Source organism: Corallococcus sp. AS-1-6 (genome assembly GCF_020037015.1).
In the GTDB taxonomy this organism is placed as follows: Bacteria; Myxococcota; Myxococcia; order Myxococcales; family Myxococcaceae; genus Corallococcus.
Genome location: NZ_JAIQDE010000024.1, coordinates 1 through 26406, shown reverse-complemented (window position 1 = coordinate 26406; position 26406 = coordinate 1). Strand labels below are relative to the sequence as shown.

22 protein-coding genes and 1 tRNA gene are annotated in these 26406 nt (G+C 70.4%); 15 read left to right on the top strand and 8 right to left on the bottom strand.

Going from position 1 to position 26406, the window contains the following annotated elements:
• Together K8612_RS27890 and K8612_RS39375 are read right to left on the bottom strand one after the other, a co-directional pair.
• Entirely contained in the window at positions 1-1968 is a 1968-nt protein-coding gene (locus K8612_RS27890) for a hypothetical protein (RefSeq protein WP_223764516.1), read from the bottom strand.
• A 49-nt stretch (positions 1969-2017) separates the two neighbouring features.
• Positions 2018-3571 carry a carboxypeptidase regulatory-like domain-containing protein gene (locus K8612_RS39375; protein ID WP_306799735.1) on the bottom strand — a complete coding sequence of 518 codons (1554 nt, stop codon included), beginning with the start codon at positions 3569-3571 and terminating at the stop codon, positions 2018-2020.
• Between the two features lie 223 nt (positions 3572-3794).
• On the opposite strand from K8612_RS39375, the gene mglB reads away from it, so the two are divergent.
• From mglB to K8612_RS27825, 12 genes are all read left to right on the top strand, one after another.
• Positions 3795-4274 carry a gliding-motility regulator GTPase-activating protein MglB gene (gene mglB, locus K8612_RS27880; RefSeq protein WP_002637270.1) on the top strand — a complete coding sequence of 160 codons (480 nt, stop codon included), beginning with the start codon at positions 3795-3797 and terminating at the stop codon, positions 4272-4274.
• An 11-nt stretch (positions 4275-4285) separates the two neighbouring features.
• Positions 4286-4873, top strand: coding sequence for a gliding-motility regulator Ras-like GTPase MglA (mglA, locus tag K8612_RS27875; RefSeq protein ID WP_014394794.1), 588 nt, complete (start codon positions 4286-4288; stop codon positions 4871-4873).
• Between the two features lie 108 nt (positions 4874-4981).
• Positions 4982-5761 carry a dihydrolipoamide acetyltransferase gene (locus K8612_RS27870; protein ID WP_223738479.1) on the top strand — a complete coding sequence of 260 codons (780 nt, stop codon included), beginning with the start codon at positions 4982-4984 and terminating at the stop codon, positions 5759-5761.
• Positions 5762-5773: 12 nt separating this feature from the next.
• Positions 5774-8179 carry a tetratricopeptide repeat protein gene (locus K8612_RS27865; protein ID WP_223764515.1) on the top strand — a complete coding sequence of 802 codons (2406 nt, stop codon included), beginning with the start codon at positions 5774-5776 and terminating at the stop codon, positions 8177-8179.
• A 6-nt stretch (positions 8180-8185) separates the two neighbouring features.
• A complete protein-coding gene (locus K8612_RS27860; RefSeq protein ID WP_223764514.1) occupies positions 8186-11614 on the top strand; it encodes a tetratricopeptide repeat protein in 3429 nt (1142 codons plus the stop codon).
• Complete coding sequence (locus K8612_RS27855; RefSeq protein ID WP_223764513.1) at positions 11611-13008, top strand: tetratricopeptide repeat protein; 1398 nt, start codon at positions 11611-11613, stop codon at positions 13006-13008. Before K8612_RS27860 ends, K8612_RS27855 begins: the two co-directional genes overlap by 4 nt.
• A 15-nt stretch (positions 13009-13023) precedes the next feature.
• Positions 13024-13314, top strand: a complete 291-nt coding sequence (locus K8612_RS27850; protein WP_223764512.1) for a hypothetical protein — start codon at positions 13024-13026, stop codon at positions 13312-13314.
• A 4-nt stretch (positions 13315-13318) separates the two neighbouring features.
• Positions 13319-14671 (top strand): TonB family protein, encoded by a 1353-nt coding sequence (locus K8612_RS27845; protein ID WP_223764511.1) that lies wholly within the window; start codon positions 13319-13321, stop codon positions 14669-14671.
• A gap of 47 nt (positions 14672-14718) precedes the next feature.
• Positions 14719-15165 carry a cyclic nucleotide-binding domain-containing protein gene (locus tag K8612_RS27840; RefSeq protein ID WP_223738473.1) on the top strand — a complete coding sequence of 149 codons (447 nt, stop codon included), beginning with the start codon at positions 14719-14721 and terminating at the stop codon, positions 15163-15165.
• A 117-nt stretch (positions 15166-15282) separates the two neighbouring features.
• On the top strand, positions 15283-15846 hold the full coding sequence (locus K8612_RS27835; protein WP_223764510.1) for a hypothetical protein: 564 nt from the start codon (positions 15283-15285) through the stop codon (positions 15844-15846).
• Positions 15847-15956: 110 nt separating this feature from the next.
• Complete coding sequence (locus K8612_RS27830; RefSeq protein ID WP_223738471.1) at positions 15957-17216, top strand: hypothetical protein; 1260 nt, start codon at positions 15957-15959, stop codon at positions 17214-17216.
• A 14-nt stretch (positions 17217-17230) separates the two neighbouring features.
• On the top strand, positions 17231-17845 hold the full coding sequence (locus K8612_RS27825) for a polysaccharide biosynthesis/export family protein (protein WP_223738470.1): 615 nt from the start codon (positions 17231-17233) through the stop codon (positions 17843-17845).
• Here K8612_RS27825 and K8612_RS27820 read toward each other — a convergent pair.
• The 6 genes from K8612_RS27820 to K8612_RS27795 form a co-directional block, all read right to left on the bottom strand.
• Positions 17842-18666, bottom strand: coding sequence for an inositol monophosphatase family protein (locus K8612_RS27820; RefSeq protein ID WP_223764509.1), 825 nt, complete (start codon positions 18664-18666; stop codon positions 17842-17844). The genes K8612_RS27825 and K8612_RS27820 overlap by 4 nt on opposite strands.
• A gap of 25 nt (positions 18667-18691) precedes the next feature.
• Positions 18692-19276 carry a TlpA disulfide reductase family protein gene (locus K8612_RS27815; protein WP_223764508.1) on the bottom strand — a complete coding sequence of 195 codons (585 nt, stop codon included), beginning with the start codon at positions 19274-19276 and terminating at the stop codon, positions 18692-18694.
• A gap of 4 nt (positions 19277-19280) precedes the next feature.
• Positions 19281-20750 (bottom strand): UDP-N-acetylmuramate:L-alanyl-gamma-D-glutamyl-meso-diaminopimelate ligase, encoded by a 1470-nt coding sequence (gene mpl, locus K8612_RS27810; protein WP_223764507.1) that lies wholly within the window; start codon positions 20748-20750, stop codon positions 19281-19283.
• A gap of 12 nt (positions 20751-20762) precedes the next feature.
• Positions 20763-21926 (bottom strand): serine hydrolase, encoded by a 1164-nt coding sequence (locus tag K8612_RS27805; RefSeq protein WP_223764506.1) that lies wholly within the window; start codon positions 21924-21926, stop codon positions 20763-20765.
• Positions 21923-22837, bottom strand: a complete 915-nt coding sequence (locus K8612_RS27800; protein ID WP_223764505.1) for an LD-carboxypeptidase — start codon at positions 22835-22837, stop codon at positions 21923-21925. Before K8612_RS27800 ends, K8612_RS27805 begins: the two co-directional genes overlap by 4 nt.
• A gap of 157 nt (positions 22838-22994) precedes the next feature.
• Complete coding sequence (locus K8612_RS27795) at positions 22995-24188, bottom strand: RsmB/NOP family class I SAM-dependent RNA methyltransferase (RefSeq protein WP_223764504.1); 1194 nt, start codon at positions 24186-24188, stop codon at positions 22995-22997.
• Between the two features lie 141 nt (positions 24189-24329).
• Between K8612_RS27795 and K8612_RS27790 the strand changes: the two genes are divergently transcribed.
• The 3 genes from K8612_RS27790 to K8612_RS27780 all read left to right on the top strand — a co-directional run bounded on the left by K8612_RS27790 (position 24330) and on the right by K8612_RS27780 (position 25989).
• Positions 24330-24402 (top strand) — tRNA-Asn (locus tag K8612_RS27790).
• A gap of 284 nt (positions 24403-24686) precedes the next feature.
• Positions 24687-25547, top strand: a complete 861-nt coding sequence (locus K8612_RS27785) for a hypothetical protein (protein ID WP_223764503.1) — start codon at positions 24687-24689, stop codon at positions 25545-25547.
• A gap of 1 nt (position 25548) precedes the next feature.
• Complete coding sequence (locus K8612_RS27780) at positions 25549-25989, top strand: hypothetical protein (RefSeq protein WP_223764502.1); 441 nt, start codon at positions 25549-25551, stop codon at positions 25987-25989.
• Positions 25990-26406 lie beyond the last annotated feature (417 nt).

Below are 26406 nucleotides of genomic sequence, written 5' to 3'. Positions count from 1 at the left end.
TCAAGGTCCTCGCGGTTTCAGGGTGCGCACCGTGAGTACGTCCGGGGCACCGGGGCGCGTCATCTTAAACACCAGCAGGGGGGGCATTCCCATGGGGGCCACCCATGTATCGAAGCGGTGCTTGGCGTCCAGGGGCACGGCCCGTCCGTTGATGGACAGGCGGGCATACACGGGCGCGACACCGGAGGCCCGCACCTTCTCCGCCGCCGGCCCACCCTGGCGTGGGCTGTCCACCACCAGCCCCACCACCGAGTTGTCATAGACGAGCTCCAGCTTGTTCATCCGCCCGCCCTTGAGGGCCGCGCCCGCCTGCGACAGCGGCGTGACGGACCACAGATAGCTGCCCTCCCCCAACTGTCCCGCCTCCAGCGCCGCGCGCGTCTCCGACACCGTGCGCTGCACCACGGGCGTCGCCAACGAGCCTGCCTTGTACACCGCCACGCGATAGCTACGGGCCTGCGGTTCCTCGCCGTAGGTGAACGTCACCGCCGGGGGCTTGTCCTGGTAGAAGATGGTCGTCTTCTCCGGCCCCTCGGGCACCACGTTGCGCACGCGCGCCAGCGAGCTGGTGGGGGACTCCGGCGCGAAGTGGATGCTGCCCGCGGCCACCTGCGTGCCGTCCTCCTTGCGCGCCCGCCAGTACAGCGTGCCCCGGGCCAGCGCGGACACGTTGACGGAGGCGCGGTGCACGCGGCCCCAGAGCACCGGGCGCTTGAAGGCCGCGTCCTGCGCCGCCTCCACCACCGCGTCGCCCTGGCCCTCCCAGGTGAGCGCCACCTCCGCGAGGCCCCGGTGGAAGACCTCCGTGCCCTCGCCCGGGCCCACCGCGACCGCCGCCTCCTCCAGCGGCTCCACCTTCGCGTTGCCGTCCGTGCCCACGGTGGCGCGCTCGCCCGCGCGCAGCTCCTGCCGCGCCTCGCCCCGCCGCAGCGTCACGTCGCCGGTGTGCGCCGCCACCTGCATGCCCGCGTTCGTGCGGCGGATCTCCAGCCGCGCGCCGCTGCCCGACTCCACCGTCATCCCCGGCAGCACCACGCGGCTCTCACGCCCCATGGCGAGCTGCACGGCCAACAGGCCCTGGAGCAGGTTGACGCGCGCCTCGTCGATGGTGCCCTGCTGTCCCGCGCTCTCCAGCACCGCCTCCGCGCCCGGAGCGAGCGTCAGCACCGTGCCGCTGTCCTTGAGGGACAGCACCGCCTCACCGCCCTTCGTCCGCACGCCGTCGCCGAAGGCCAGCACCTCGCCCTCGCGGCGCACCTTGCGCCAGCGGCCCGTGTCCTTCGCCTTCACCTCCGTGACACCGGAGGTCGCGCGCACCGTCACCGGGATGGGCGCCAGCTCCACGACGCGCGGGGCCGAGGGCGTCACCTGCGCGCGCTCGCGGGTCAGGTCCACCGCGTCGCCCTGGGCCGCGCGCAGCGTCTTGCCGTCCTTGGAGACCAGCTCGATGGCGCCCAGCTTCACCTCCACCCGCGCCGAGTCCTCCGCCACCGCGACCTTCACCTCCGAGGGCTCTTGCCCCACGCGCGTGAGGCCGAAGGGGGTGAGGATGTTCAACGTCACCTTGGAGCCCGCGCTGTCCGGCTTCCCGCCCGCGGGCACGCGCGACAGCACGATGCCGCGCTCCACCTTCATCACGATGCCCGTCGCGTCCGAGCCCACCGCGAACCGGCCCTCGCTGCCCACCTCCACCGTCCGGTCGCCCGGGAAGCGCACCGTCGCGGAGCCGCTCTCCCCCGTCTCCACCGCGTCGCCCGCGAGCAGGGGGCCCTCCACCGCCGGGCCCACCTTGCCGCCGCGCTCCAGGCGCACGTCACCGGACAGCCCCTCCAGGCGTCCAATGGGGACGACGGCGCCCGCGTCCACCTCCACCACCGGCGGAGGTTTCGGCGCCTCCTCGCGTTCGCACCCCGAGCAGCCGGAGAGGAGGACGAGCAGCGACAGCGCCAGGATGCGGACAGGACTCACTGAAACCTCGACGACGACGGACGGGCGCGTCGCGGCACCGCCGCGCGACTCACCGGCCCCTCGGGAACAGATCCACGTTGAGAATCGCCTGCTCGCCTTCGCGCACGGTGACCGTCTTCGTCTGGGTCCGGTGCCCGGCCGCGGACAGGGTGATGCGGTACGTGCCGCCGCGGACGCGCGCGGTGAAGGCGCCGCTCTTGTCCGTGCGCGTGCGCACCTTCGCCTGGGGAATCGTCACCGTCGCCACCAGCGGCTTGCCGCTGCGCGCGCTGCGCACCTGGCCCACCAGGGTGGCCAGCTCGCCCTTGCGGTCCTGCGACAGCACCACCACCAGCTCCGACGTCTGCCCCGCCACCACCACCGCGGCTTCTTCCGTGGAGCGGAAGCCCGGCGCGGACATCGCCACGACCACGGGCCCCGGCTCCAGCCCTTCGAGCAGCAGCTCGCCAGCCGTGTCCGTGCGCAGCCGCGCGGCGCCGGAGACCACCTGCACGTCCGGAACCGGCGCGCTGTTCTTGCCCTGCACCACCTTCAGCTTGAGGGAGCCCGTCTTCGGCGCGTTCTTATGGAGCCGGATCGCCAGACCTGGGTTCTCGATGAACGCGACGGTGGTGCGTTCCGTCGTGGAGTCATAGCCCTCCAGGCTCACCTGCGCGGATTGCTCCCCGGTGGGGAGATTCACCGTCACCCGCCCCTGCGCGTCCGTCACCTTCTCCTCGGTCATCCCCGGTTGCAGCAACGAGGGCACGCGCACCCGCGCACCCACCAGGGGTGCCCCCGTGTCCGCGTCCACCACCTGGATGGGGACATATCCATGCACCGGGCACTCGATGATTCTCGGCGCCGGTCCCAACGCCACCTCGAAGCCCAGGCCGACGCGGCGCATGCGCTGCTCGGAGCGCAGACCGCTGTCCTCCAGCTCCATCGTGTCGTGCGCCTGCTGCACGTCCAGCAGCAGCCGCCCCGTCCAGCCGTCCCGGCGCACCACCGGATACGAGAGCGCCGCGCCCACCACGTAGCCGGACGACGACGCCTTCAGCCCGTCCGCCGCGTGCGCGGAGAGCGTCAGCGGCACCTCGCCCCGCGCCTCCAGTTGAAGCCGCGCCGGCAGCGCCACCAGCACCCGCCCGGAGAACAGCGCCGCGTGCCGCACGCCCCGCTGCAGCACCGGCGCGTAGGTGAACCCGCCGAACAGCGGCAACTGCGCGAAGCCGTAGCCCGCCCCCAGCTCCAGCCGCACCGGCCCCAGCGACAGGCGCCCGCGCGGCCCCACCGAGCCGCGCACCAGGCTTCCACCCGTCACGCGCGAAGAGGCATCCCGCAGCTCGAACGCCTCGCGCTGGAACTCCACCTGGCCGCCCAGGTGCTCGCCCGCCCAGCCCATCAACGTCAGCGCCACGTCGTTCGGCGTCAGCCCCGAGTAGGTGAGCCCGGGCCCTACATCCACCTGCTCACCCTGCCGGGAGGACAGCCCGTAACGAAGGCGCAGCGAGGCCCGCTCGGACTCGGGGGCCTGCGCACGGGCGGCCCCGGTACAGGCGAGCGCCAGGACGAGGACGACGAGGCGCGGGAGGATGTCGGTGAGGGGGCTCGGGCGACGCAAGGCCCGGGAGAGTATAGAGAAGGTGGGCAGGTGTCCCAACCCGCGAAGCCGTCATTCCTTCAAGAAGCGGCGCGGATCACGGCTGGCTTCTTGCTGGAGTGGAACTGCTTTGCTAAGCATGACGGCGGTCGGTAGCGCCTCGTCTAACCTCCGGGATTCACTCCAGAAACATCGGAGCGCCGCCGTGCGCGGGGCGAGCGAACGCTGAGGAGCGCATACGCCCATGGGCACGCAACTGGTGATGTACGAAGAGGAGTTCACCAAGATCAACGCCGTTTGCGACCGGCTCACCAAGGACGCGAACGCGAAGGTGGTCTTCCTCGTCGACAAGAACGGCCAGCTCATCTCCTCGGCCGGCCAGACGCAGAACATCGACACCACGTCGCTCGCGTCGCTGACGGCCGGCAACGTGGCCGCCATGGGCGGACTCGCGAAGCTCATCGGGGAGAACGAGTTCCCCAACCAGTTCCATGAAGGGGCGAAGGACAGCCTCTACATGACCATCGTCGGCAGCCGGGTGGTGCTGGTCGTCATCTTCGACAACCGCACGAGCCTGGGTCTGGTGCGCCTGCGCATCAAGAAGGCCAGCGACGAGCTGACGAAGATCTTCGAAAGCCTCGTGAAGAAGACCGACAGCCCCGGAGCCGGTTCGCCGTTCGCCGAGATCTCCGACGACGATATCGACAACCTCTTCAGCGAGTAACCCGGGAAGCCATGTCCTTCATCAATTACTCATCCCGCGAAATCAACTGCAAGATTGTCTATTACGGGCCGGGACTCTGCGGGAAGACGACCAACCTTCAGTACATCTACAACAAGACCGCGGCGGACACGAAGGGCAAGCTGATCTCGCTCTCCACGGAGACGGACCGCACGCTCTTCTTCGACTTCCTGCCGCTGTCGCTCGGTGAGATCCGCGGCTTCAAGACGCGCTTCCACCTCTACACGGTGCCCGGCCAGGTGTTCTACGACGCCAGCCGCAAGCTCATCTTGAAGGGCGTGGACGGCGTGGTGTTCGTCGCCGACAGCCAGATCGAGCGCATGGAAGCCAACATGGAGTCGTTGGAGAACCTGCGCATCAACCTGGCGGAGCAGGGCTACGACCTGAACAAGATTCCGTACGTCGTGCAGTACAACAAGCGCGACCTGCCCAACGCGGTGACCGTGGAGGAGATGCGCAAGGCGCTCAACCCGCGGAACATCCCGGAGTACCAGGCCGTGGCGCCCACGGGCGTGGGCGTGTTCGACACGCTCAAGGCCGTGGCCAAGCTGGTCCTCACCGAGCTGCGCAAGGGCGGTTGACACTCCGCCTGCTTCCCTGCCCGGCGGGCTGGCCCCCACCGGGCAGCCCCCGGCAAAGGATGGTATGACCTCGTGCCGTCGGGCAGAGCCGCCTTCCGAGGTCGTACCGTGCGCGTCGCATCCGCCACCCTCCGTCTCCTCGCGCTCCTGAGCGCTGGCCTGTCCGGGCCGGTGCTCGCGCAAGGTGCGTCCCCCTCCCCTGCTTCCCCGCCTCCCCCCGCCGCCGCGGGCACGCCGCAGGCCCCCGCCGCGCAGGCCCCCGCGGGCGACCAGACGGCGGACGAGGCCTTCACGACGCGCGTGAAGACGCTGGAGGAGCAGGTCGTCGACCTGAAGGAGAAGATCTACCGCTCCAAGGCGCGCCTGCTGCTGCTCCAGGAGTCGGTGATGGGCGGCGAGCTGTCCACCGGCGCCCGCGCGGTGCTGGTGCACAAGAACGAGATGGGCAACGCGTTCCAGTTGGAGTCGGTGGTGTACGCGCTGGACGGCGCGCCCATCTTCACCCAGGTGGACACGCAGGGAGACCTGAACCGGCACCAGGCGCTGGAGGTCTTCAACGGCCGCATCGTGCCGGGCCAGCACCAGCTCGCGGTGCGTCTGGTGTACCGGGGCAGCGGCTACGGCGTGTTCAGCTACCTGGAAGGCTACAAGTTCAAGGTGCAATCCAGTTACACCTTCAACGCGGAGTCCGGAAAGGTCACCACGGTGAACGTGGTGGGCGTGGAGAAGGGCGGCCTCACCACGGACCTGAAGGACCGGCCCGCGGTGCGCTACGACATTGAAGTGGCCAAGGACACGCGCGCGAACCGGCCCGCCGGTCCTGGCTCGGAGCCGGGAGGCGCTCCGGGGACGCCCGCGCCGGCCACCACCTCCAGCGAGCCGAAGTAGGAGCGGACGGCCGTGACCGCGACGCTGCACGCCCTGGCCCTCGCGCTGTCCCTCGGGGCCGCGCCCGCTCCGGCGCCCCAGGCCTCCAAGCCGGGGGCCGCGCTGCCGCCCATGCCCGCTTCGTTGAGCACGCGCGCGGCCTCGGTGGAGGCGGTGGAGGCGCAGCTTCGCACCGCGGAGCAGTCGCTGCGCTTCGTGGAGACGCAGTTCACGGAGCGCCCCGAGCCCAGCAGCACCGACTCGCAGCTCAAGCGCTTCTCCGAGGGCGAGGTGTACTCGCTGCTGGGGGACTGGGCCGCCGCGTCCGTCCTCTTCTACGACCTGGTGAGCGACCCGGAGTTCAAGGCGAACCCGCGCTACCCGGAGGCGGTCTTCTACCTGGCGGACGCGCTCTACCAGCAGAAGAACGACATTGGCGCGAGGGTGTACCTGCGCGACGTGCTGGCCCTGCCCCTGACGCCCCAGCGCTACAAGGAGGCCGTGAGCCGCTACCTCGCGGTGGCGGGCAGGCTCCAGCAGTTCGACGGCATCGACGCGTACGTGGAGAAGGCGCGGCAGTTGTCGGGCGGCGTGCTGTCGCCGGACATCGCCTACGTGCACGCGCGCGGCACCTTCAAGCGCCAGGACTTGACGCCGGAGGAGCACCAGCAGCGCTCGCGCGCGCTGTTCGCCCCGCTGGCGCAGGCGCCCGGCGCCTTCCGCGTGCAGGCCGTCTACCACCTGGGCGTGCTGAGCGTGCAGAGCGGGGACTACCCGGCCGCCATCGCCGAGTTCCAGCGCATCGTGGGCACCGGGCCGGAGGCCGTGGTGTCCACGGGCCTGGACGACGCGGAGGCCCAGCGCTTCCGCGAGCTCGCGTTCCTGTCCCTGGGCCGGCTGATGTACGAGACGGGCCGCTACGACGAGGCGCTGGACCACTACGGCCAGATTCCCCGCGAGAGCGAGCGCTTCCCGGAGTCGCTGCTGGAGGTCGCGTGGACGTACGTGCGCAAGCAGGACTTCACGCAGGCGAAGAACGCCACGGACATCCTGCTGCTCGTCGCGCCGGACTCGCAGCTCGCCCCCGAGGCGCGCATCCTCCAGGGGCACCTGCTCCAGAAGCTGCGCCAGTACGACGAGGCGCTGGAGACGTATGACGGCGTGGCGCGCATGTTCACGCCCGCGCGCGACAAGGTGGACGCGCTCCTGCGCGTGAACCAGGACCCGGTCGCGTACTTCGACAACCTGCTCGCGCGCAACGAGCGCTCGCTGGACGTGAGCACGCTGCTGCCCCCGCTGGCGCTGAAGTACGCGTCCACGCAGAAGGAGGTCGCGGACGCGGTGCGGATGGTGGGCGACCTGGACAGCGGCCGTCAGGGCGCAGGCGAGGCGAAGGCCATCGCGGAGCGCATCCTGGAGGCGCTGGACGCGCGCGGGCTGGAGGCCTTCCCGGAGCTGCAGGAGGGCTACGTCCGCACGGAGGCCGTGGACACCGCGCTCACCGCCGTGGAGCAGTCCCTGGTGCAGGCGGAGGCCGCGCTGGTGGAGGAGAAGCTGACGCCCGCCGAGCGCGAGAAGCTGCTCGTCGCCCAGGGCGCGCGCGAGGCCCAGCGGCTGCGCTTCGCGGCGCTGCCCACCACCAACAAGGAGCTGGAGGAGCGCCGCCACCGCATGCAGGCGAAGGTGGACGCGGTGGACCGCGAGGCCTTCCGCGTGGGCTACGAGCTGCAGAGCCTGCACGCCAACGCCGCCGCCATCCGCAAGTGGGTGGAGGACACGCGCGACGAGCGGCAGGCGGACCCCGCCGAGGAGCGCGAGTTCCTGGTGCAGCTCCAGGCGGAGATCGCCACGCTGCGCGACCTGCAGGCGGAGCTGGACCGCACCCGCGCCCGGCTCGCCAGCGAGCGCCAGTCCACGGACACGTCGCTGGAGGGCGAGGCCGCCATCCGCGCCCGCTACTCCGCCGCGCTCCAGCAGGAGCACGGCATCCTGCGCGCCGGTGAAGGCCGGCTGTCCGGCGAGGACACCCGCGTGCTGTTGCGCATGCACGCGGTGCGCTCGCGCATCGACTCGCTGCGCGGACGGGTGGCGGTGGCCCGGGTGGCGCTGCGCTCGCGGCTGGAGCACCGCGTGAAGTCCATCCGGGACAAGGTGCGCGTGGAGCAGGCGCTGCTCCAGGGCTACGAGCAGGAGGTGGCCGCCGCGTCCGGTGACGCGCGCAACCTGGTGGGCCGCATCGCCTACGACAGCTTCCGCCGCGTGCGGCAGCAGTTCTACGACCTGGTGCTCAAGGCCGACACCGGCACGGTGGACGTGGCCTTCAGCCGCACGCAGGACAACGCCGCGAACATCCAGAAGGTCGCCAAGGAGAAGGCGGACGCGCTGCGCGCGCTCGAGCTGGAGTTCAAGGACGTCCTGACGTCGGAAGGGGGGGACTGAGACGCCATGCGCCGCCCTGCCCTCGCCCTCCTCCTCGCCCTGGCGCCGCTGGCCGCTCACGCCGCGAAGCCGAAGGCCTCCAGCCAGGCCGCGAAGAAGTCCTCCACCCCTTCCGCGCCCGCGGCCCCCGCGAAGGCCCTGCCCGCGACTCCGGCCCCGCCCGCGCCCAACGCCTCGCGCTACCTGGACGGCCTGGGCCACACGCCCGAACAGGAGAAGCTGCTGCGCGACGTGAGCCGCGCGCTGGAGGCGTACGAGGCGGAGTCGCGCGACTTCCACCGCGAGGTGAAGCAGCTCATCGAGCGGCGCTACCAGCAGAAGCGCTCGGCGCTCGACAACGCCTACGAGAAGACGCTCACCGCGCTGGAGTCGCAGGAGCGCACGCAGCGGCTGGACGCCATCGCCCGGGCGGAGGACTTCCTGCGCCGCTACCCGGCCGAGCCTCGCGCCACGCCGGACGTGATGTTCCGGCTGGCGGAGCTGTACTACGAGCGCTCCGCGGACGAGCACCAACTGGCGCGCAAGGACTACGCGGAGCGCGTGCGCACGATGTCCGACGAGGCCATCGCGGACCTGCCTCCGGAGCCGGAGGTGGACTTCACGCCCTCCATCGGCGTGTACCGCACGCTCCTCTCGCGCTTCCCGGACTACCGGCTCAACGACGGCTCGCTGTACCTGCTGGCGTACTGCCTCAACGAGCAGCACAAGGACGAGGAGAGCCTCGCCACCTACCAGCAGCTCACCACGCGCTACCCGAAGAGCCGCTTCGCCACCGACGCGTGGACGCGCATCGGCGAGTACTGGTTCGAGGACGAGTCCGACCCGGAGGCGCTGCGCAAGGCCGCGGACGCGTACACCGCCGCCACGCGCGACACGGAGCACCGGTTCTACGACAAGGCCCGCTACAAGCTGGCCTGGACGTACTACCGGATGGACTGGTTCGAGGAGTCCGTGGACAGCTTCCTGCTGCTGCTGGACCACTACCAGTCCCACCAGCAGTCCGGCAGCAAGGCGGACGAAGGCGACCTGCGCTCGGAGGCGCTCCAGTACATCGCTCTGTCGCTCGCGGACGAGAGCTGGGGCGGCATCGCGAAGGCCCGTGAGCTCTTCGCCAAGCGCGGCGGCCGGCCCTACGAGGCGGAGGTGTACCGCCGGCTGGGCAACGTCTACTTCGACCAGCTCCGCAACGAGGACGCCATCGCCGCGTACCAGCAGGTGCTGGCCACCGCCCCGCTCACCGCGGACGCGCCCCGCCTGCAGCAGCGCATCGTCCAGGCCTACGAGCGCGAGCGGCGCATGGACCTGTACGCGCTGGAGTCGGAGAAGCTGGCCAACAGCTACCTGCCCGGCGGCGCCTGGTACGAGAAGAACAAGGACGACCCGAACGCGCTGTCGCACGCGCAGACGCTCGCCGAGCAGAGCCTCTACTCCGCCGCCGCGTACCAGCACCAGCAGGCGCAGACCTTCCAGAAGGAGGGCAGGGCCGCGGAGGCGAAGGCCACCTACGCCGCCGCGGCCCGCGCGTACGGCACGTACCTGGAGCGCTTCCCGCGCAGCAAGACCGCGTACGCGATGCGCTTCTTCCACGCCGAGTCCCTCTTCAACTCGGACGCGTACGGCGCGGCGGCGAAGGAGTACGAGGCCGTGCGCGACTCCAACCAGGACAACACCTACCGCGACGTGTCCGCGCACAACGCGGTGCTCGCCTGGAAGGCGCAACTGGACGACGACGTGAGGGCGGGCCGGCTGCCGGAGCGCAAGCCCCTGCGCGCCAGCGAGCGCCCCCAGGACAGCGTGCACGCGCCCGTGGCCCTGGCCCCCACGGAGGCCGCGCTCGTGAAGGCGTCCGACGCGTACGTGGCGCTGCTGCCGAAGGAAGAGGCCGCGCCGGGCATCGCGTATCAGGCCGCGGAGCTGTTCTACACGCACGACGACTTCGCCCAGGCCCGCCCCCGCTTCGAGCGCGTGGTGCAGGCGTACCCGCGCAATCCCGTGGCCGGCTACGCCACCAACCTCATCATCGAGTCCTTCCTCATCGACCAGGACTGGAAGAGCGTGGAGGAGGTCAGCGCGCGGCTCGCCAGCAACGCGCAGGTGGTGGACCCGTCCAGCGAGCAGTACCGCGAGCTGATGAAGTTCAAGCTCGCCGGCCGCTTCAACCTGGCGGACCAGCTCGCCACGCAGAAGCGCTACGACGAGGCGGCCAGGAAGTACCTCCAGTTGGTGGAGGAGGCCCCCCGCCACGAGTTCGCGGACAAGGCGCTCAACAACGCGGCGGTGGCGTACGAGGAGCTGCGCCGCTTCGACTCCGCGATGAAGCTCTACGAGCGCATCTACCGCGACTATCCGAAGTCGCCGTGGGCGCACACCGCGCTGTTCCGCGTGGCCCTGAACGCGCAGAAGTCCTACGACTTCGACAAGGCCGTCACGAGCTACCAGAAGCTGGTGAAGGACTACCCGAAGGCCGAGGAGCGCGAGGCCGCGCTCTACAACGCGGCGTCGCTGCTCGAAGGACAGCAGCGCTACGCGGAGGCCGCCGCCGCCTTCCAGCGCTGCGTGGAGCTGTATCCCCACGGGAAGAACGCGCCGGAGAACCAGTACCGCGCGGCCCGCATCCTGGAGAAGCAGGGCGACACCCGGGGCGAAATCCAGGCGTTGGAGGCCTTCGTCCGCAAGTTCGCCAGCAAGGCGGACCAGGTGGAGCTGGTGGTGGACGCGAAGCGCCGCCTGGGCGACGCGTGGAAGAAGCGCGGCAACGCGAAGGAGGCCCAGCGCGCGTACTCCGCCGCGGCGGATGACTTCGACCGCCGCAAGCTGAAGCCGGACACGCAGCCGCGCGCCGCGGAGGCCGCCGCCTACAGCCGCTTCCAGTTGGCCGAGCTGGAGTTCCAGCGCTTCGACGCGCTGAAGCTCAGCGGCGCCGGCAAGGCGCTGGAGAAGAGCTTCAACAAGAAGACCGAGGCCGTGAAGGCGGTGGATGCCGCGTATGCGAAGGTCCTGCCGTACAAGCAACTGGAGTGGTCGCTGGCGTCGTTCTACCGGCGCGGCTACGCCCTGGAGCGCTTCGCGGCCACGCTGCTGGACGCGCCGGTGCCTCCGGAGGTGAAGCGCCTGGGGGACGACGCGGTGCTGACGTACCAGGACATGCTCACGCAGCGCACCGTGGCCCTGGAGGACCGCGCGGTGGAGAGCTACGCCGCCACGCTCAAGGAGGCGCGCAACAACCGCGTCTCCAACGAGTGGACGCGCCGCACGCTGGAGGCGCTCAACCGCTTCCGCCCCAAGGAGTACCCGGTCCTCAAGGAGGCCCGGGGCGCGCTCGCGCTGGAGGCCGTGTACCCGGACGGACTGCTGGGCAGCCTCGCCGCGCCCGCCGCGCCCGCGCGCGTCGACCCGGACAAGGCGCCCCGGCTCACGGAAGGGGGCACGCCATGAACGCGGGCCGCAAGTTCGCGCTCACCGGGCTGGTGCTCTGGCTGTCCGCCTGCGCCTCCGGTCCGGAGACGCGCAAGGACTCGAAGCTCACCGGGCCGGAAGCCGGGCCCGCCACGGCCGTCAGCACGTCGCCGAAGGCTGGCGAAGCGAAATCTGGCGACGCGAAATCTGGCGACGCGAAGGCTGGCGACGCGAGTCCCCAGGCGAAGGAGCTGGCGCCGGCGGCGAAGTCGCTCGCGGGACCGGAGCGGGACTTCACCCGCGCGGTGGAGGTCGCCCGGCGCGGCGAGCTGACCATCGCGGAGACCGCGCTCAAGGCCCTGCTGGAGAAGTCCCCGAAGCTGGGCCCCGCGTGGACGAACCTGGGCATCGTGCAGGAGCGCCAGGGCCGCTTCCCGGACGCGGAGCGCTCCTACCGCCAGGCGCTGGCGCTGGACCCGGACCAGGAGGCCGCGTGGGACTGCCTGGTGCGGCTGGCGGCGCGCACCGGCCGCGCGGCGTCGCTGGAGGCGGAGCTGCGCGAGGCGCTGACGAAGCAGGACTCGGTGGCCCGCCGCACGGCGCTGGCGTTGAACCTGCTGCTCCAGAAGAAGCACCCCGCCGCCGTCGCGGAGGCCCGCCGCGCGCTCCAGGTCAGCGAGCAGCACGTGCCCGCCATGCAGGTGCTCGCGCAGGTGTACGCGCGCGAGGGCAAGTACGAGCTGGCCGCCATGGTGCTGGGCAACGCGCTCGCCATCGACGCGCAGGACGCGGCCACCCTCAACGCCCTGGGCCTGGTGCACCTGGGCCTCAAGGAGCGGCCCCTGGCGCTGGAGCGCTTCCGCCAGGCCATCGCGCTGCGGCCGGACTTCGCCGAGGCGCGCAACAACCTGGGCACCCTGCTCAACGAGGGCGAGGACTACGCCGGCGCCCGCGGGGAGCTGGAGGCCGCCGTGAAGGCCGCGCCGGACTTCGCCGCCGCCCACCTCAACCTGGGCAACGCGTACCGCGGCGAAGGCGACTTCCCCCGCGCCCTGGCCGAGTACGAGCGCGTGCTCCAGCTCCAGCCCGACGCGAAGGACGTGTACTTCAACCTGGGCCTGCTCCACCTGGACCTGGAGCCCGCAGGCATGGACGCCCTGGAGCGCCTCCAGAAGGCCGCGGCCTTCCTGGAGCAGTACAAGTCCAAGGGCGGCACCGACGAGCGCACCGCGCAGTACCTCAAGGACGCGCAGAAGGGCATCGACCGGGAGACCCGCCGCCGCGAGCGCGAGCGCAAGGAGGGCCTGAAGAAGGCCGCCGGAGCCGCCGCCCCCGCGAAGGCTCCCGAGGCAAACCCGACCCCTGCTTCGCCCTCCGGGCCCCCTGCCACGCGGCCGGGCGCCTCGGGTAAGGTGTCCCAAGACGTCCGGTAGCCTCGACCTGAAGCCATGCGCCCCGCCCTCCTCCTGCTGCTCGTCGCCATCGCCCGCCCGTCCTGGGCGGAGGACCCCGCGTCCACGAAGAAGGCGGCGGACGGCGCGACGCCAGCGCCCCAGGCTCCGGCGCCGAAGAAGCCGGCCAAGGCCATCCGCCTGGAGGCCATCAAGGTCGAGGGGCGCATCCAGAAGCCGGAAGCCTTCTATTTCCTCGACCGCTCCAAGCCGAGCTTCGACGACCTGAACCGCACGGAGAGCTTCGTGCCCAAGGTGGTCCAGAGCGTGCAGCAGGACCCGTTCTAGTTCCATGGCCCTTCAAACCCGCCCCAAGCTGCTGCGCGTCGGCGTCATCCAGGACGGGCGCATCGTCGAAGAGCACCACCTGCTCCACGACTCCGTCACCATTGGCGAGGACGCCCGCAACACCATCGTCCTGCCCCCCACCCAGGAGCGCCCGCCGCGCTTCAAGGTCCTGGAGAACCGCGGCCAGCAGTTCCACCTCATCATCGACGAGCACATGCAGGGCCGCGTCAACCTGGGCTCGTCGGACGTGGACTTCGACGCGCTCCGGGCCCAGGGCCTGGCCACCCGCCGCGCGGACGACACCTTCGACTTGCCCCTGCAGGAGAGCGCCCGCGGCAAGGTGGACCTGCCGGACGCCACGCTCTTCTTCCACTTCATCCCCGCGCCCGCGGAGGGCTCCAAGCCCGCCCTCCCCCCGGAGCTGAAGGCCAGCCCGTGGCGCACGGTGGACCGCGTCTTCTTCGGCATCCTGGCGGCGATGCTGGTGCTCTACGTGCTGAGCGTGGCGCTCATCGTCGCCCAGCCCGCGCCGGTGGAGGCGGAGGTGGAGCTGGACCAGTTGGAAGACCGCTTCGTGCGCGCCATCATCCCGCCCCAGCCCGCGAAGAAGGAGGAGCCCAAGGACACGGGCCCCGCCACGGAGGAGAAGAAGCCGGACGAGCAGAAGGCCCCCGCGAAGAAGGCCGCCTCCCCGGATTCGCCGGCCGCGCCCGCCAACAGCGCGGAGCGCCGGCAGCAGATCGCGGAGAAGGTGGGCAACGCCGGCATCCTCAAGCTGCTGGGCGGCACCGGCGCCGGCGGTGGGGACGCCATCGCGAAGCTGATTGGTGACAGCAGCAGCGCGGGCAGCGTGGAGGAGGCGCTCAAGGGCGCGACGGCGGGTGGCGCGCTCGCGGTGGGCTCCGGTGGCGGCAACGGCATCGCCAACCCGCAGGGGGACACCGGCGGCAAGGTGGCGGGCATCGGCGCCACGCAGACCTCCGGCGCGGGCGCCGTGAACACCGGCCAGAAGCAGGCCGTCAAGGTGCCCCAGGTCGCGGACTCGGTGCCGGAAGTGGACAGCTCGGAGGTCAGCCCCAAGGAGCTGGCCCGCTTCATCCAGCGCATGAAGGCGTCCATCCAGCGCTGCTATGAGAAGGAGCTCAAGCGCGACCCCACCCTCAAGGGCAGGGTGATGGTCCGCTTCAACCTCAAGCCGGACGGTCGCGCCGGCAACGTGGAGGTGGAGGAATCCACCCTGCGCTCCGAGGGCGTCAGCAGTTGCATCATCACCACCATCCGCGCCTGGAAGTTCCCTTTCCAACCGAGTGATGACGTCCCCGTCAGCTACCCGTTCATCTTCTCGCCAGGGGAATAGGCTGGACCTCCCGGACCTTCCGGAGGCACCGGAACCGCGGGGAGCACATGGAGAAGCTGGCAGTCATCGCCACATCCCCACTCTTCGAGATGCTGGCCCCGGCCGAGCTCGCGCGGCTGGCGGAGCTGGCACGGCTGTACCGCTACGCGCACGGTGAGGTGGTGTTCGAGGAGGGCGACCTGGGTGACAGCCTCTTCGTCATCGTGCGCGGCCAGGTGGAGGTGGTGCGCCGGAGCGCGGGCAACGGGGTGAAGCCCCTCACCGTCCTGGGCCCGCCGGAGTTCTTCGGGGAGATGGGCCTCATCGACAAGGACCACCGCTCCGCCACCGTGCGCGCCCTGGGCGAGGTGGAGCTGCTCCAGCTCACCGCGCAGGACTTGCGGACCTTCCGGCTGGCGCACGCGGACGGCTTCACCTTCATCGTGGTGAACATCGCGCGCAGCCTGTCCGCCCGCCTGCGCGAGGCCAACGCCCGCCTGGCCCCCCAGGACTGACTCCATCCTCTGAAAACCGGACTCCGGGGCGATGGGGCATTGCGTTGACACCCCTCCCCCTCACTCCTAGGCTCGACTCTCGAAGCTTGGGAAGGGCCGGAAGGACTCGTGAGGCGAATGCGCACCCTGGGAATGCTCGCCGTCGTGGGAGGACTCATCACCTCCGGGATGGCGCTCGCGCAGTCGCCCGCGGCGCCGCAGCGCCCCACTCCGCCCGCGCTGGACAAGGCCGGTGACGTGCCGGACAGCCAGAAGCTGGAGCGCAGCACGCAGGCGCTGGGCGGCATGCGCGAGTCGCTCCGCCAGGTGTTCGAGAAGGTCGAGGAGGCGCGGCGCACCAAGGACGTGGTGAAGCTCAACTGCGCCAACGAGAAGCTGACGCAGATAAAAGGCCTCCTGCGCATCTCCGAGCAGGCCGACGTGGCCCTCCAGGAGGCCGTCAGCAAGAGCGAGGCGGCGCCCGGCGAGCACGAGTTCACCAAGGTGATGATCGCCCAGCAGAAGGTGGGCCAACTGCGCTCGGAGGCCGAGGAGTGCATCGGGCAGCTCGCCTTCCGCACGGACGAGAACCTCTTCGTGGAGGTGGAGGAGCCCGACAACCTGCCCGGGGGTGACCCCACGCGTCCCCCGCCTCCGCCGGACCTGATTGTCCGGCCTCCTCCCGCGAGCCCCGTGGACTGAGTGGCTGGCCTCCTTCCACCTCCCGCGGTCCCGGCCCTGGACCGTTTGTTCCGGCGCGGGAACCCGCGTGCTATGCCCGCCGTCCCACCGCGTGGAGCGCGTCTGACACCATGAAGCAGCCTGGGACATTCCGTCTGGCCCTCGGGGCCCTGGCGCTCGCGGCGCTCCTGCCGCTGACGGCGTCGGCGCAGGCGTTCGTGGGCGGACGGCCCCCGGGGGGCAACGGCCTGAAGGTGGGCAACGGGCGGCTGCACCCCACGTTGGACCTGGAGACGCGGCTGGACAGCGGCGTGGGCTACTTCCGCGAGGCAGGCACCGGCCCCCTGTCCCCGGACCTCTCCGGAGAGCTGGCGCTGCACATCCGCCCCGGGCTGATGCTGGACGTGCCGTCCCCCAAGCTGGCCGTCGCGCTGCGCGGCAACCTGGACTACGTGGCCTACACGGGCCTGATTACGGCGGGCTCCGGCGCGGCGTCGCACCTGGAGGGCGCGGCGGACCTGGCGCTGCGCTTCAACCAGGAGAGCACGCTGTCCGTGGAGGTGGGCGACGAGCTGACGCGCTCGGACCGCACACGCACGGCGGCGCTGGGCGCGGGCATCCTCAGCCTCTTCAACGAGGCGCGCGTGAAGGCGCAGTGGAAGCCGGGCGGCGGCGCGCTGGAGGTGACGCCGGGCCTGGCGTACGCGATGGAGTTCTTCGAGCCCCTGGGCGGCATGACGCCCATCGGCTGCACGGACGCCGCGTGTGATCCGCTCGCCGCCAGCCAGTTCAACTACGGCAACCTACGGCTGGGCGCCGAGGGCCGCTGGCGCTTCCTGCCCAAGACGGCGGTGGTGGTGGACACGGGCCTGCAGTACCGGGGCTACTTCAACGACACCACCACGCCCAGCGCGGCCATCCTGCACGCCATGGCGGGCGTGTCCGGCCTGGTGTCCCCGCGCATCACCCTGACGGCGAAGGCCGGCTGGGCCCAGAACCTGGGCTCGAGCGGCGGCGGCACCGTGGTGGGGCAGGTGGAGGGCACGTACCTGCTGGGCCCGTCGCTCACCGTGAAGGGCGGCTACCTGCGCGCCTTCCAGCCGGTGGCCGCCTACGGCACCTTCCGCGACGACCGCGTCTACGCGGAGGGGCGCTCCGTGATGGGCAGCCGGCTCGCGCTGCACGCCACGGGCGCGCTGGACTTCCTCTCCTTCGCGGGCGGCCGCGGCGACACGCTGGTGACGCTGGACCTGGGGCCCGAGTATCAAATCCGCCCGTGGCTGGTGGGCGCGGTGGGCTACATGCTGGGCACCCGCTCGTCATCGCTGGGCGCCGCCGGCCTCAACTACACCCGCCACGAAGGCTACGCGCGGGTGTCCGTCTCCTACTGAGGCCCTCCGCGCCCATGCGTCCCTCGCGGCTCCGCTTCGTCCTGCCCGTCCTGCTCGCGGTGCTGTCGGCGTGTCACGCGGACACGCGCCCGCCGCCCCCTCCGCCCACGCCCGCCGCGTCCGCGGAGGCCGCGGCGACGTCCGGCGGCAACCTGGGGCCCGGGGACGTGGTGGAGGTGCGCGTCTTCCAGGAGCCCGAGCACTCCGGCACCTGGCGCGTGTCGCCGGAGGGCACCATCGACTATCCGCTGTGCGGCAAGGTGTCGCTGTCCGGCCTCACCGCCAGCGCCGCGGCGGACGCGCTGCGCGACTGCCTGGCGCGCTACCTGCGCCGCCCGCAGGTGTCCGTGCTGGTGCGGGAGTATAACTCGCAGAAGATCTTCGTCTTCGGCGAGGTGCAGAAGCCCGGCACCTTCCCCGTCACCGGCGAGGTGTCCATCATCCAGGCGATTACCCTGGCCGGTGGCTTCACCAAGCTGGCGGCGAAGAACAACACGCTCGTCACGCGCGTGGTGGACGGGCAGGAGCGCAAGATTCGCGTGCCCGTGGAGGACATCGGCGTGGGGCGCGAGCGCAACTTCCTGCTCCAGGCCGGCGACATCGTCTTCGTGCCGGAGAGCTTCTTCTAGTCGCGCGGCGTCCAGCCGATTTCATCCAGGAAGCGCTTCGCCTGGGCCATGAGCTGGGGCGCCAGGTTCGCGCCGCTCGCCAGCACGTCGCCCTTGAGCACGTCGAAGGGCCGCCCGTCGATGTGCACGATGACGCCGCCGGCCTCCGCCACCAGCAGGCCGCCCGCGGCGATGTCCCAGGGCTTGAGGCCGAACTCGAAGTAGCCGTCGAAGCGGCCGGCCGCGACGTACGCCAGGTCCAGCGCGGCGCTGCCGGTGCGGCGCATGCCCTGCGCCAGGAGGATGAGCTGGCTGAAGAGGCCCACGGGCAGGTCCGGCCGCTCGCGCACGTCGTAGGGGAAGCCCGTGCACAGGAGCGCCCGCTCCAGCGTGGCCGTGGGGCTGGCCTTCAGGGGCACGCCGTTGAGCGTGGCGCCCTGCCCCTTCGCGGCGGAGAAGAGCTCGTCGCGCATGGGGTCGTAGACGGCGCCCGCCACGGTGCCCTCCGGCCCCTCCACCGCCACGCTGACGCAGAAGTGCGGCACCTGGTGCGAGTAGTTGGTCGTGCCGTCCAGCGGATCCACGATCCACCGGAACGTGTCCGTGCCCTGCGTGGCGCCGCTCTCCTCCGCGAGGATGGCGTGGTGCGGGTGGCGCTGGCGCAGGAAGGCCAGGAGCGCGTCCTCGGAGGCGCGGTCCGCGTCCGTCACCAGGTCGATGCCGCCCTTGAACTCGATGGTGCGGTGCTGGGGGAAGCGCTCGCGGAGGATGTGGCCGGCCATGCGGGCGCCCTCCTCCGCGGTGCGGCGCAGCGCGGCGGGCGTTTCCGGTTCGTGGGCCATGGATGCGTTTCCCCGGGGGTGCGCGCTAGGAGGCGGGCTCGGCGAGCAGTTGCTCGATTTCCGTCTGGAACTGCTGGAGGAACTCCTCGGCGAAGCCCTCGTGCACGTGCCGGACGACGCCCTTGCGGTCAATGAGGAAGGTGGTGGGCATCAGCCGCACCTTCAGCAGGCGCTCGGACACCAGCGCGTTGGCGTCCAGGAGGATGGGCACCTCCACCTTCGCCTCCTCCAGGAAGGCGGGGATGGCGCGCACGTCCTCGTCCACGTTGAGGGCGTAGGCCTTGAAGCCGCGCGCGCCGTACTCCTTCTGGAGCTGCGCGTACATGGGCAGCGCGTCCTTGCAGGGCTCGCACCACGTGGCCCACACGTCCAGCAGGACGACCTGCCCGCGGTCGCTCTTCAAGTCGTACGGGCTGTTGTCCGGGTAGCGCTTCACCTGGAAGACGAGCGGCTGGCCCGGGCCCCGGTTCGACGACTCCAGGGCGGCGCTGCTGCTTCGCGGACCGTCACCGGTCCGGTCCGTGAGCGGCGGCAGGGACGAGGCCGGCGCGGAGGCACAGCCCAGGGCGAACGCCAGGGCCCCCAGCGAGAGGAGGAACGGACGGCGCATGGCTTCAGGTCCCCTTCCCCGCCCGGGCCTTCAGGGCGGTGAGCAGCTTCTCGATGAAGCCCCCGAAGGCGCCGTTGCTCATGACGAGCAGCACGTCGCCGGACTTCGCCTCGGAGGCGACGCGGTCCACCAGCGTCTGCACGTCCGTGGCGCCATCCGCGGCGATGCCCTGGCCCTTGAGCGCTTCGATGAGCTTGGGGACGTTGAGCTCCTCGCCCTCGGGCACCTTGTCGTGGCGCTCGGGCACCTTGAGGCTGGCGCGCGCGGCGCCGGGGAAGGCGTGCGCGTAGTCCTCCTGGTGGATGTTGCGGCGGCTGGTGTTGGAGCGCGGCTCGAAGATGGCCCACAGGCGCCGGTCCGGGTAGCGGTGGCGGATGGCGGCAATCGTCTCCCGCACGGCGGTGGGGTGGTGCGCGAAGTCATCCACCACGAGCACGCCATCCATCTCCGCGCGCACCTCCTGGCGGCGCTTCACGCCCTGGAAGGTGGACAGGCCCTGCTGGATTTCAGCGAAGGTGAGGCCCAGGCCGCGCGCGGCGGCGATGACCGCGAGCGCGTTCTCCACGTTGTGCGCGCCGGACAGGGGCAGCGTCACGGTGCCCAGGTCGTGGCCCCTCTCCACGACGTTGAAGCGGGCGCCCTCGGGACCGAAGGAGAGGTTCACGGGCGTGTAGTCCGCGTCCGCGCCCTCCTTCGCCACGTAGGTGCTGACGGGCGCGGTGCCCCCGCGCGCGATGCGCACGGCGTTGGGGTACGCGGCGCAGACGACCAACTGGCCCTCCTTGGGCACCAGGCGCACGAACTTCTCGAAGGTGGCCTCGTAGTGGGGCAGGTCGCGGAAGATGTCCGCGTGGTCGAACTCCACGCTGGTGACGATGGCGGTGCGCGGGCGGTAGTGGAGGAACTTGGAGCCCTTGTCCCAGTACGCGGTGTCGTACTCGTCGCCCTCCACGACGAAGTGCGGGCCCGTCCCCACGCGGTAGTTGCCCGCGTAGTTCTGGGTGACGCCGCCCACGAGGAAGGACGGGTCCTTGCCCGCGGACACCAGCACGTGGGCCATGAGCGAGGACGTCGTCGTCTTGCCGTGCGTGCCGGCGACGACGACGGAGTGCGAGCGGTCCAGGAAGAGCGTGCCCAGCGCGGCGGGGAAGCTCATCTGCTTGAGGCCCCGCTCGCGCACGGCGGTGGCCTCCGGGTTCACCCGGCGGATGACGTTGCCGATGATGACCAGGTCCGGCTTCGCCGCGTCCAGGTTGGCGGGCGCGTACGGCGTGCTGACGGGGATGCCCCACGTGCGGAGCATGTCGCTCATGGGCGGGTAGACGTTCTCGTCGCTGCCGGTGACGTCGTAGCCGGCGGCCTTGAGCATGCCGGCGAAGGAGCCCATGCCGGTGCCGGCCACGCCCACCAGGTGGATGCGGCGCACGGACTTCGGGTCGAGTGAGTCGAGGACGTTGCCGTTGTCGTCAGCCATGCTGCGGTTTCCTCAGGGGAGGACGTGGAGGTCGAGCGCCTCCACGACGAGCTCGTGGAAGGCGGGGCGGAAGTCGCGGATGCGCAGGTCCTGACGGCCCTGGGCCACGCGGTTGGTGATGAGCGCGACGACGAGCGACCGCCTCAGGTCCACCCAGAGGCTGGTGCCGGTGAAGCCCAGGTGGCCCACCGCGCCCGGAGGCGTGTCGCCGATGAAGCGGCCCGCGCTGGAGTAGCCCTTCGACGGAGAGTCGAAGCCCATGGAGCGCGTGCTGCCCTCCACCTTCGGGTCGGTGGCGAGCGCGCGGTGCCACAGGGGCCCCGGAGCAATCGCGGCATGCGTGCCCGCGGCGCCCTCCAGCACGGCCTGGCCGAAGCGGGCCACGTCCACGGCGGTGCCGAAGAGGCCCGCGTGTCCCGCGACGCCGTCCAGCACCCAGGCGTTGTCGTCGTCCACCTCGGCGGGGCGGGACGGCCGGGACGGCACGTCCTTCCACAGCGACTCCTGGCCGGGAGCGGGCTCGCGCGGGCGCATGGCGCCGGTGGGCGCGGTGGCGCCGTCAGTGGGGAAGTCGGTGAGGCGGTGGAAGCGGGCCTTCAGGTCCAGCGGCTCCGCGATGTGGCGGTGGAAGAGCACGTCCAGCGGCGCACCACCGGCGCGGGCGAGGATGTCCCCCAGGAGGATGAAGCCCACGTCGCTGTACACGGACTTCGTGCGCACGGGCGAGTCCAGCGGCGTGGCTGCGGCGGCGTGGAGGACGTCCGCGTGGACCTGCGCGCGGACGGACGCAGGGCAGCCGGCGTCGAGCAGCTCCGGGTGGGCCTTGAGCGCGTCCGCGAAGAACGGGACGAAGGCCGGCAGGCCGGAGCGGTGGTAGAGCAGGTCCGCGACGGTGACGCCCGCGTCGCCCGCGGGCGAGCCGGGGAAGTAGCGGGACACGAGCGTGTCCGGGCCCACCTTGCCCTCGGTCCACAGGCGCAGGAAGAGCGCGGTGGTGGAGAGGACCTTGGTGAGGGACGCAAGGTCGAAGCGCGTGTCGCCCGTCACGTTGCCGGCGACGCCGCCGAAGACCTGCATGCCCTTGTGGAGCACCACGGCCTGGGCGGCGGGGAAGATGCCCAGCTCCACGCCGTCATCGAGCACGGCCTGGAGGTTGGCGATGGGGTGCTGGCTCATCCGGGGCTCACCGCGCCTTCGAGGAAGGTGAGGCGCGCGGCGTCCGCGTCCAGGCGCACGTGGGTGCCCAGGGCCACGGGGTAGTTGATGGCGCCATGGCCAATGGGGAAGCCCGCGGCGCAGGGCACCTTCGCGTCGCGCGCCAGCTCCCGGAGCACGTCCGCGCTGGAGTAGTTCGCGTCCTTCTCCTCGCAGGCGGTGAAGTCGCCCAGGACGATGCCGCGCACGCGGGAGAAGACCCCGGCGAGCCGCAGGTGGGTCCACATGCGGTCGATGCGGTAGGGGCGCTCGGTGACGTCCTCCAGGAGGAGCACGGCGCCGTCGAGCGGCGGCATGTACGGCGTGCCCAGGAGCCGGGAGAAGACGGACAGGTTGCCGCCCACGAGGACGCCCTCGGCGGTGCCGGGGACGTAGGTGGCGGTGCCATTGAGGGGCGGCGGGGCCTCCGCGGATTCGAGCAGGCGGAAGAGGTAGTCGTGGACCTGGGTCGACTGGCGGCCCAGTTGCGTGAGGACCGGCGCGTGGAAGGAGACGCGGTGCAGGGCCTGGAGCGCGCAGTGGATGGACGTCAGGTCGGAGAAGCCGGTGAAGGCGACGGGGCCGGCCTTGTCGATGGGCAGCTCCGGCAACAGGCGGGAGCTGCCATAGCCGCCCCGGGCGCAGAAGATGGCGCGGGAGGCGCGGTCGAGGAACGCGTGCGACAGCTCCTCCTGGCGGCGGGCGTCATCCCCGGCGAGGTAGCGGTGCGACGCGCCGATGTCGGGCCGGACCACCGGGGAGTAGCGCTCGGAGAGGATGCGCAGGCCGGCCTCGAAGGGGGCCTGTTCGAAGGGACCCGCGGGGGCGACGACCTGCACCGTGTCGCGGGGACGGAGCGGAAGGGGCTTGAGCCAACGCACGCAGCGCTTCATAGCACCCGGTGCCAGGGCGACACGGTGTTTCAGGGAGGCCGTGGCCCGAAGCGTTGAGTACCGCAGGACGGGGGAACGAGGCCCCGTGGAGCGCTCGTCCGCCCGGCCGTCACTGGAAACCTGTCCGACTGTCGGACAGGTTTGGAGCCGAGCCGCCCTACCCCGCCGTGCCGCGTTCGAGCACCGCCGCGAAGAACCCGTCCGTGCCGTGGCGGTGGGGGGTGACGAGGAGGAAGCCGTCCTGGAGGCACGCGTCCGGGAGCCAGCCAGCGCCCGGAGTGACGGCCCGGAAGTCCGGGCGGGAGCGGAGGAAGTCCGCGACCACGTCCTGGTTCTCCGCGCGGTTGACGGTGCAGGTCGCGTAGACGACGCGGCCACCGGGGCGTACCACGTCCCCGGCCCGGGCCAGGATGTCGCGCTGGACGGCGGTGTACCGGGAGAGCGAGTCCGGGGTGAGCCGGAAGCGGAGGTCCGGCCCCCGGCGGAGCGAGCCCAGCTCGGAACAGGGCGCGTCCGCGAGGACGCGGTCGGCGTCGAGGCCCGGTGACGGAGGCGCCCGGAGCACCTGGACGCGGGTGAGCCCGGCCCGGGAGGCGCGTTGCTGGAGCCGGTCCAACCGCTCCGCGTCCGGGTCGTAGGCGAGCAGCCGGCCGGAGTCCTTCATGGCGGCGCCCAGTTGGAGCGTCTTGCCCCCTGCCCCGGCGCAGAGGTCGAGCACGGTCTCCCCGGACCGGGCCTCCACGAGCAGTCCGAGGAGCTGGCTGCCCTCGTCCTGGACCTCGAACAGGCCCTCCTGGAGGGAAGGCAGGGCGTAGAGGTTCGGACGCGGGCCGTCGACATGGAGGGCCAGCGGGCTCCAGGAGCCGGGGCGGGTCGAGACGCCCTCGGAGGCCAGGCGCGCGGACAGGGTCTCACGGGAGATGCGGGCCGGATTCACCCGGAGCGTGATGGGGCCCGGGACGTTGAGGTGGGCGCAGAAGTCCTCCGCCTCCGCCCCCAGCTCCCGGGAGAAGTGGTCCGCGAGCCAGTCCGGCAGCGAGGCGCGGAGCGCCAGCGACGGAGGCGTCCCGGTCCGCAAAGGCAGCGGAGCCGCCAGCCCCGCCCACGACGCGGCATCCGGGGCGGGAACGCCCACGAGGCCATGCAGCAGCGCGAAGAGGAGCTGGGAGGGCGACGGATCCGGCGAGTCCAGGAGGAACGCCAGGCGGCGGCGCCAGAGGCCCACGTTGAAGACGGCCTCCTTCAGCGCCTGGCGTCCCTCGCGGGACAGGTCGCGGTGGGAGCGCAGGGTCCGGTCGAGGACGCGCTCGGCGGGGTCGCCCGAGAGGACACGGGCAAGCGCCTCGGACACGACAGGGCTCAGCCCCTGGAGCGAGGACCAGGGCTGCGAGATAAGCCGGGAGATCGGATCGAACAGGACAGTTGACAGGGCAGGCTCGGTTCTCTAGAAGTCGCATCCGTCACGGCAACGCATCGCCGCGACGGGACATATTCCCCGATAGCTCAGCTGGTAGAGCGGGTGACTGTTAATCACCATGTCCGTGGTTCGAGTCCACGTCGGGGAGCAAAAAAAGAAGGCCCTGCCCTAAACCGGCAGGGCCTTTTTGCTTTTCGCGAATTCGCTCGTGCGAGAGTCCATCTCGTGCCTCCGCCGCGAAAGAAGCCAAGGAGCAAGTCCCCCTTCCACGCATGCGCTGACTGCAAGCGCACTCTTTCACCTGCCAGGTCCCTATGCGCCCCATGCCAGAAGCGGCGCGCACAGTTGGAGTCCGAGTTCCGGGTCGTCGACTCCGTTCAGGGTCCACGAAGAATATGGGCACCCGAAGTCCCCAACCGCCCGATGCTCGTCATGAGCGGACTAGATTTGACCCGTGAGACCTGTGGCGAGTTCCTGGGCAAGCTTGTTGGCCGACTCTGCTCAAGCCCCGGCTACGTCCGCCCCGAGCACGTCCCATGGCTATCGACGTTGCTGAGCGATTTCTGCGAGTTCGAGTTCAATTCTCCTTACGCAGGGGCACATATCCCTCGCGGGAAAGTATGCGACCTCCCACTCGAAGTCCTGAAGTTCTACGCAAGGCATTGGATTGAATCCAAGCACCTTCAACCCGCACTCCTGCAGACCCTCGCCGTCGCGGCGCTACAAGTCGCTGATGAGCATCTGCGGGAGCGTCCTGATGTCGGTCAGGCCTGGAAGATCCGCGGCGCACAGTTCCGGTTTGAGGCCTTGACCAAAGAACTCCAATACGAGCCTTGGTTCTTCGACGAAATCAAATTCAAACAGAATTTCACCCAACAGCACCGAGGCACGCCCCTGGTCGCGGAAATACCGCCCGGGGGCAGATTGGACTTCAGGCGGACCGGCATGGGCATGACCGAGGGATCATTTCGTTTTTTCCTCCATCGGTTCCACCTGAGTGAAGCCACGACGACGATCTACGATCAAGTCTTCACGTTTGAAACCACTCCGTCTCCGTTCAGCGGCTACGACATCCTTGGCGACTCAACCGATGGAATCGCGGGCGTCATCGACTTCCAAGAGCGCCCCTACAACGGAAGAATCCCTATCGGCTGGCTCCGGGGCGAATACCTTCACGGCAACAACAAGCTAAACCAGGAAGAAGTATTCAACCCCCTTCCATCCTGGCTTGGTTTTCCCATGGACCTCGCGCCTCCGGCACGAGCCTGCTCGTTCTCTGAAGTAAAGGCATGAAATGAGTCGCGTCATCATCGTAAACGGCTCACCAGCGAAGACCGGCTACTGGGCCAACGAGCAAACTGGCAAAAATTCATTCGTGCTTCTCACCCATTGCGCCGCAGCAAAGGAACTGGCCGTCGCTTGGAAACAGAAAGACGTGCTGTGCTGGTTCCCAACGGGAATGGCGATCGGTTTTCGTGGTCCCCTTGTATTGGCACGGTGGCAACGCGACGAAGGCTTTTTCAAGCTGAGCTTTGAGGGGATTGCGAAACCTACGAAGGTGACACGCACCAGAAGCCAGACAGACAAGGTTCTGAGCGCGTTGAAGCACGGTCAGCATCTCGTCATCTGTGACGGCGCAGGGGTGACGTTCGTCAACATGGAAACTCGTCCGCATCCCTTACCATCCGAAGTCGAGGAAGCATTGTACGCGGCAAGAGTGCCCTCACAGTGTTGACCGAGCACTGGGCTCAACCGCGAAGTCCTGGCTTGGAGATACGCTCACGAGCTCAGTACTCTCACCCCTCCTTGGGAACTGTCGCGAATCTGTTCAAACGGTACTAGCAGGCTGTTGAAGAAGCCCGGTTTGTAGACATGAGAGCGGGCCTCCCATGTCCTCCGCTCTCAACCTTGTCATCGGGGGGGCGGAGGGCGGAGAGCGGAGGGTGCCTATGCGGCAGCCAGCCGCGCCCTCCGCACCAGGTTGTACGCGGCGCCAACCAGGTAGGCGGCCAGCTCTGTCCGCTCCCGGCCTTTGAAACGCGTTTTCGGAAGCCGCCCACCGCCTTCATCCAGCCCTAGCAGGCTGTTGAAGAAGCCCGGTTTGAAGGCATGAGTCCGGGCTTCTCGTGCCCTCCGTTCTCAACCTTGTCAT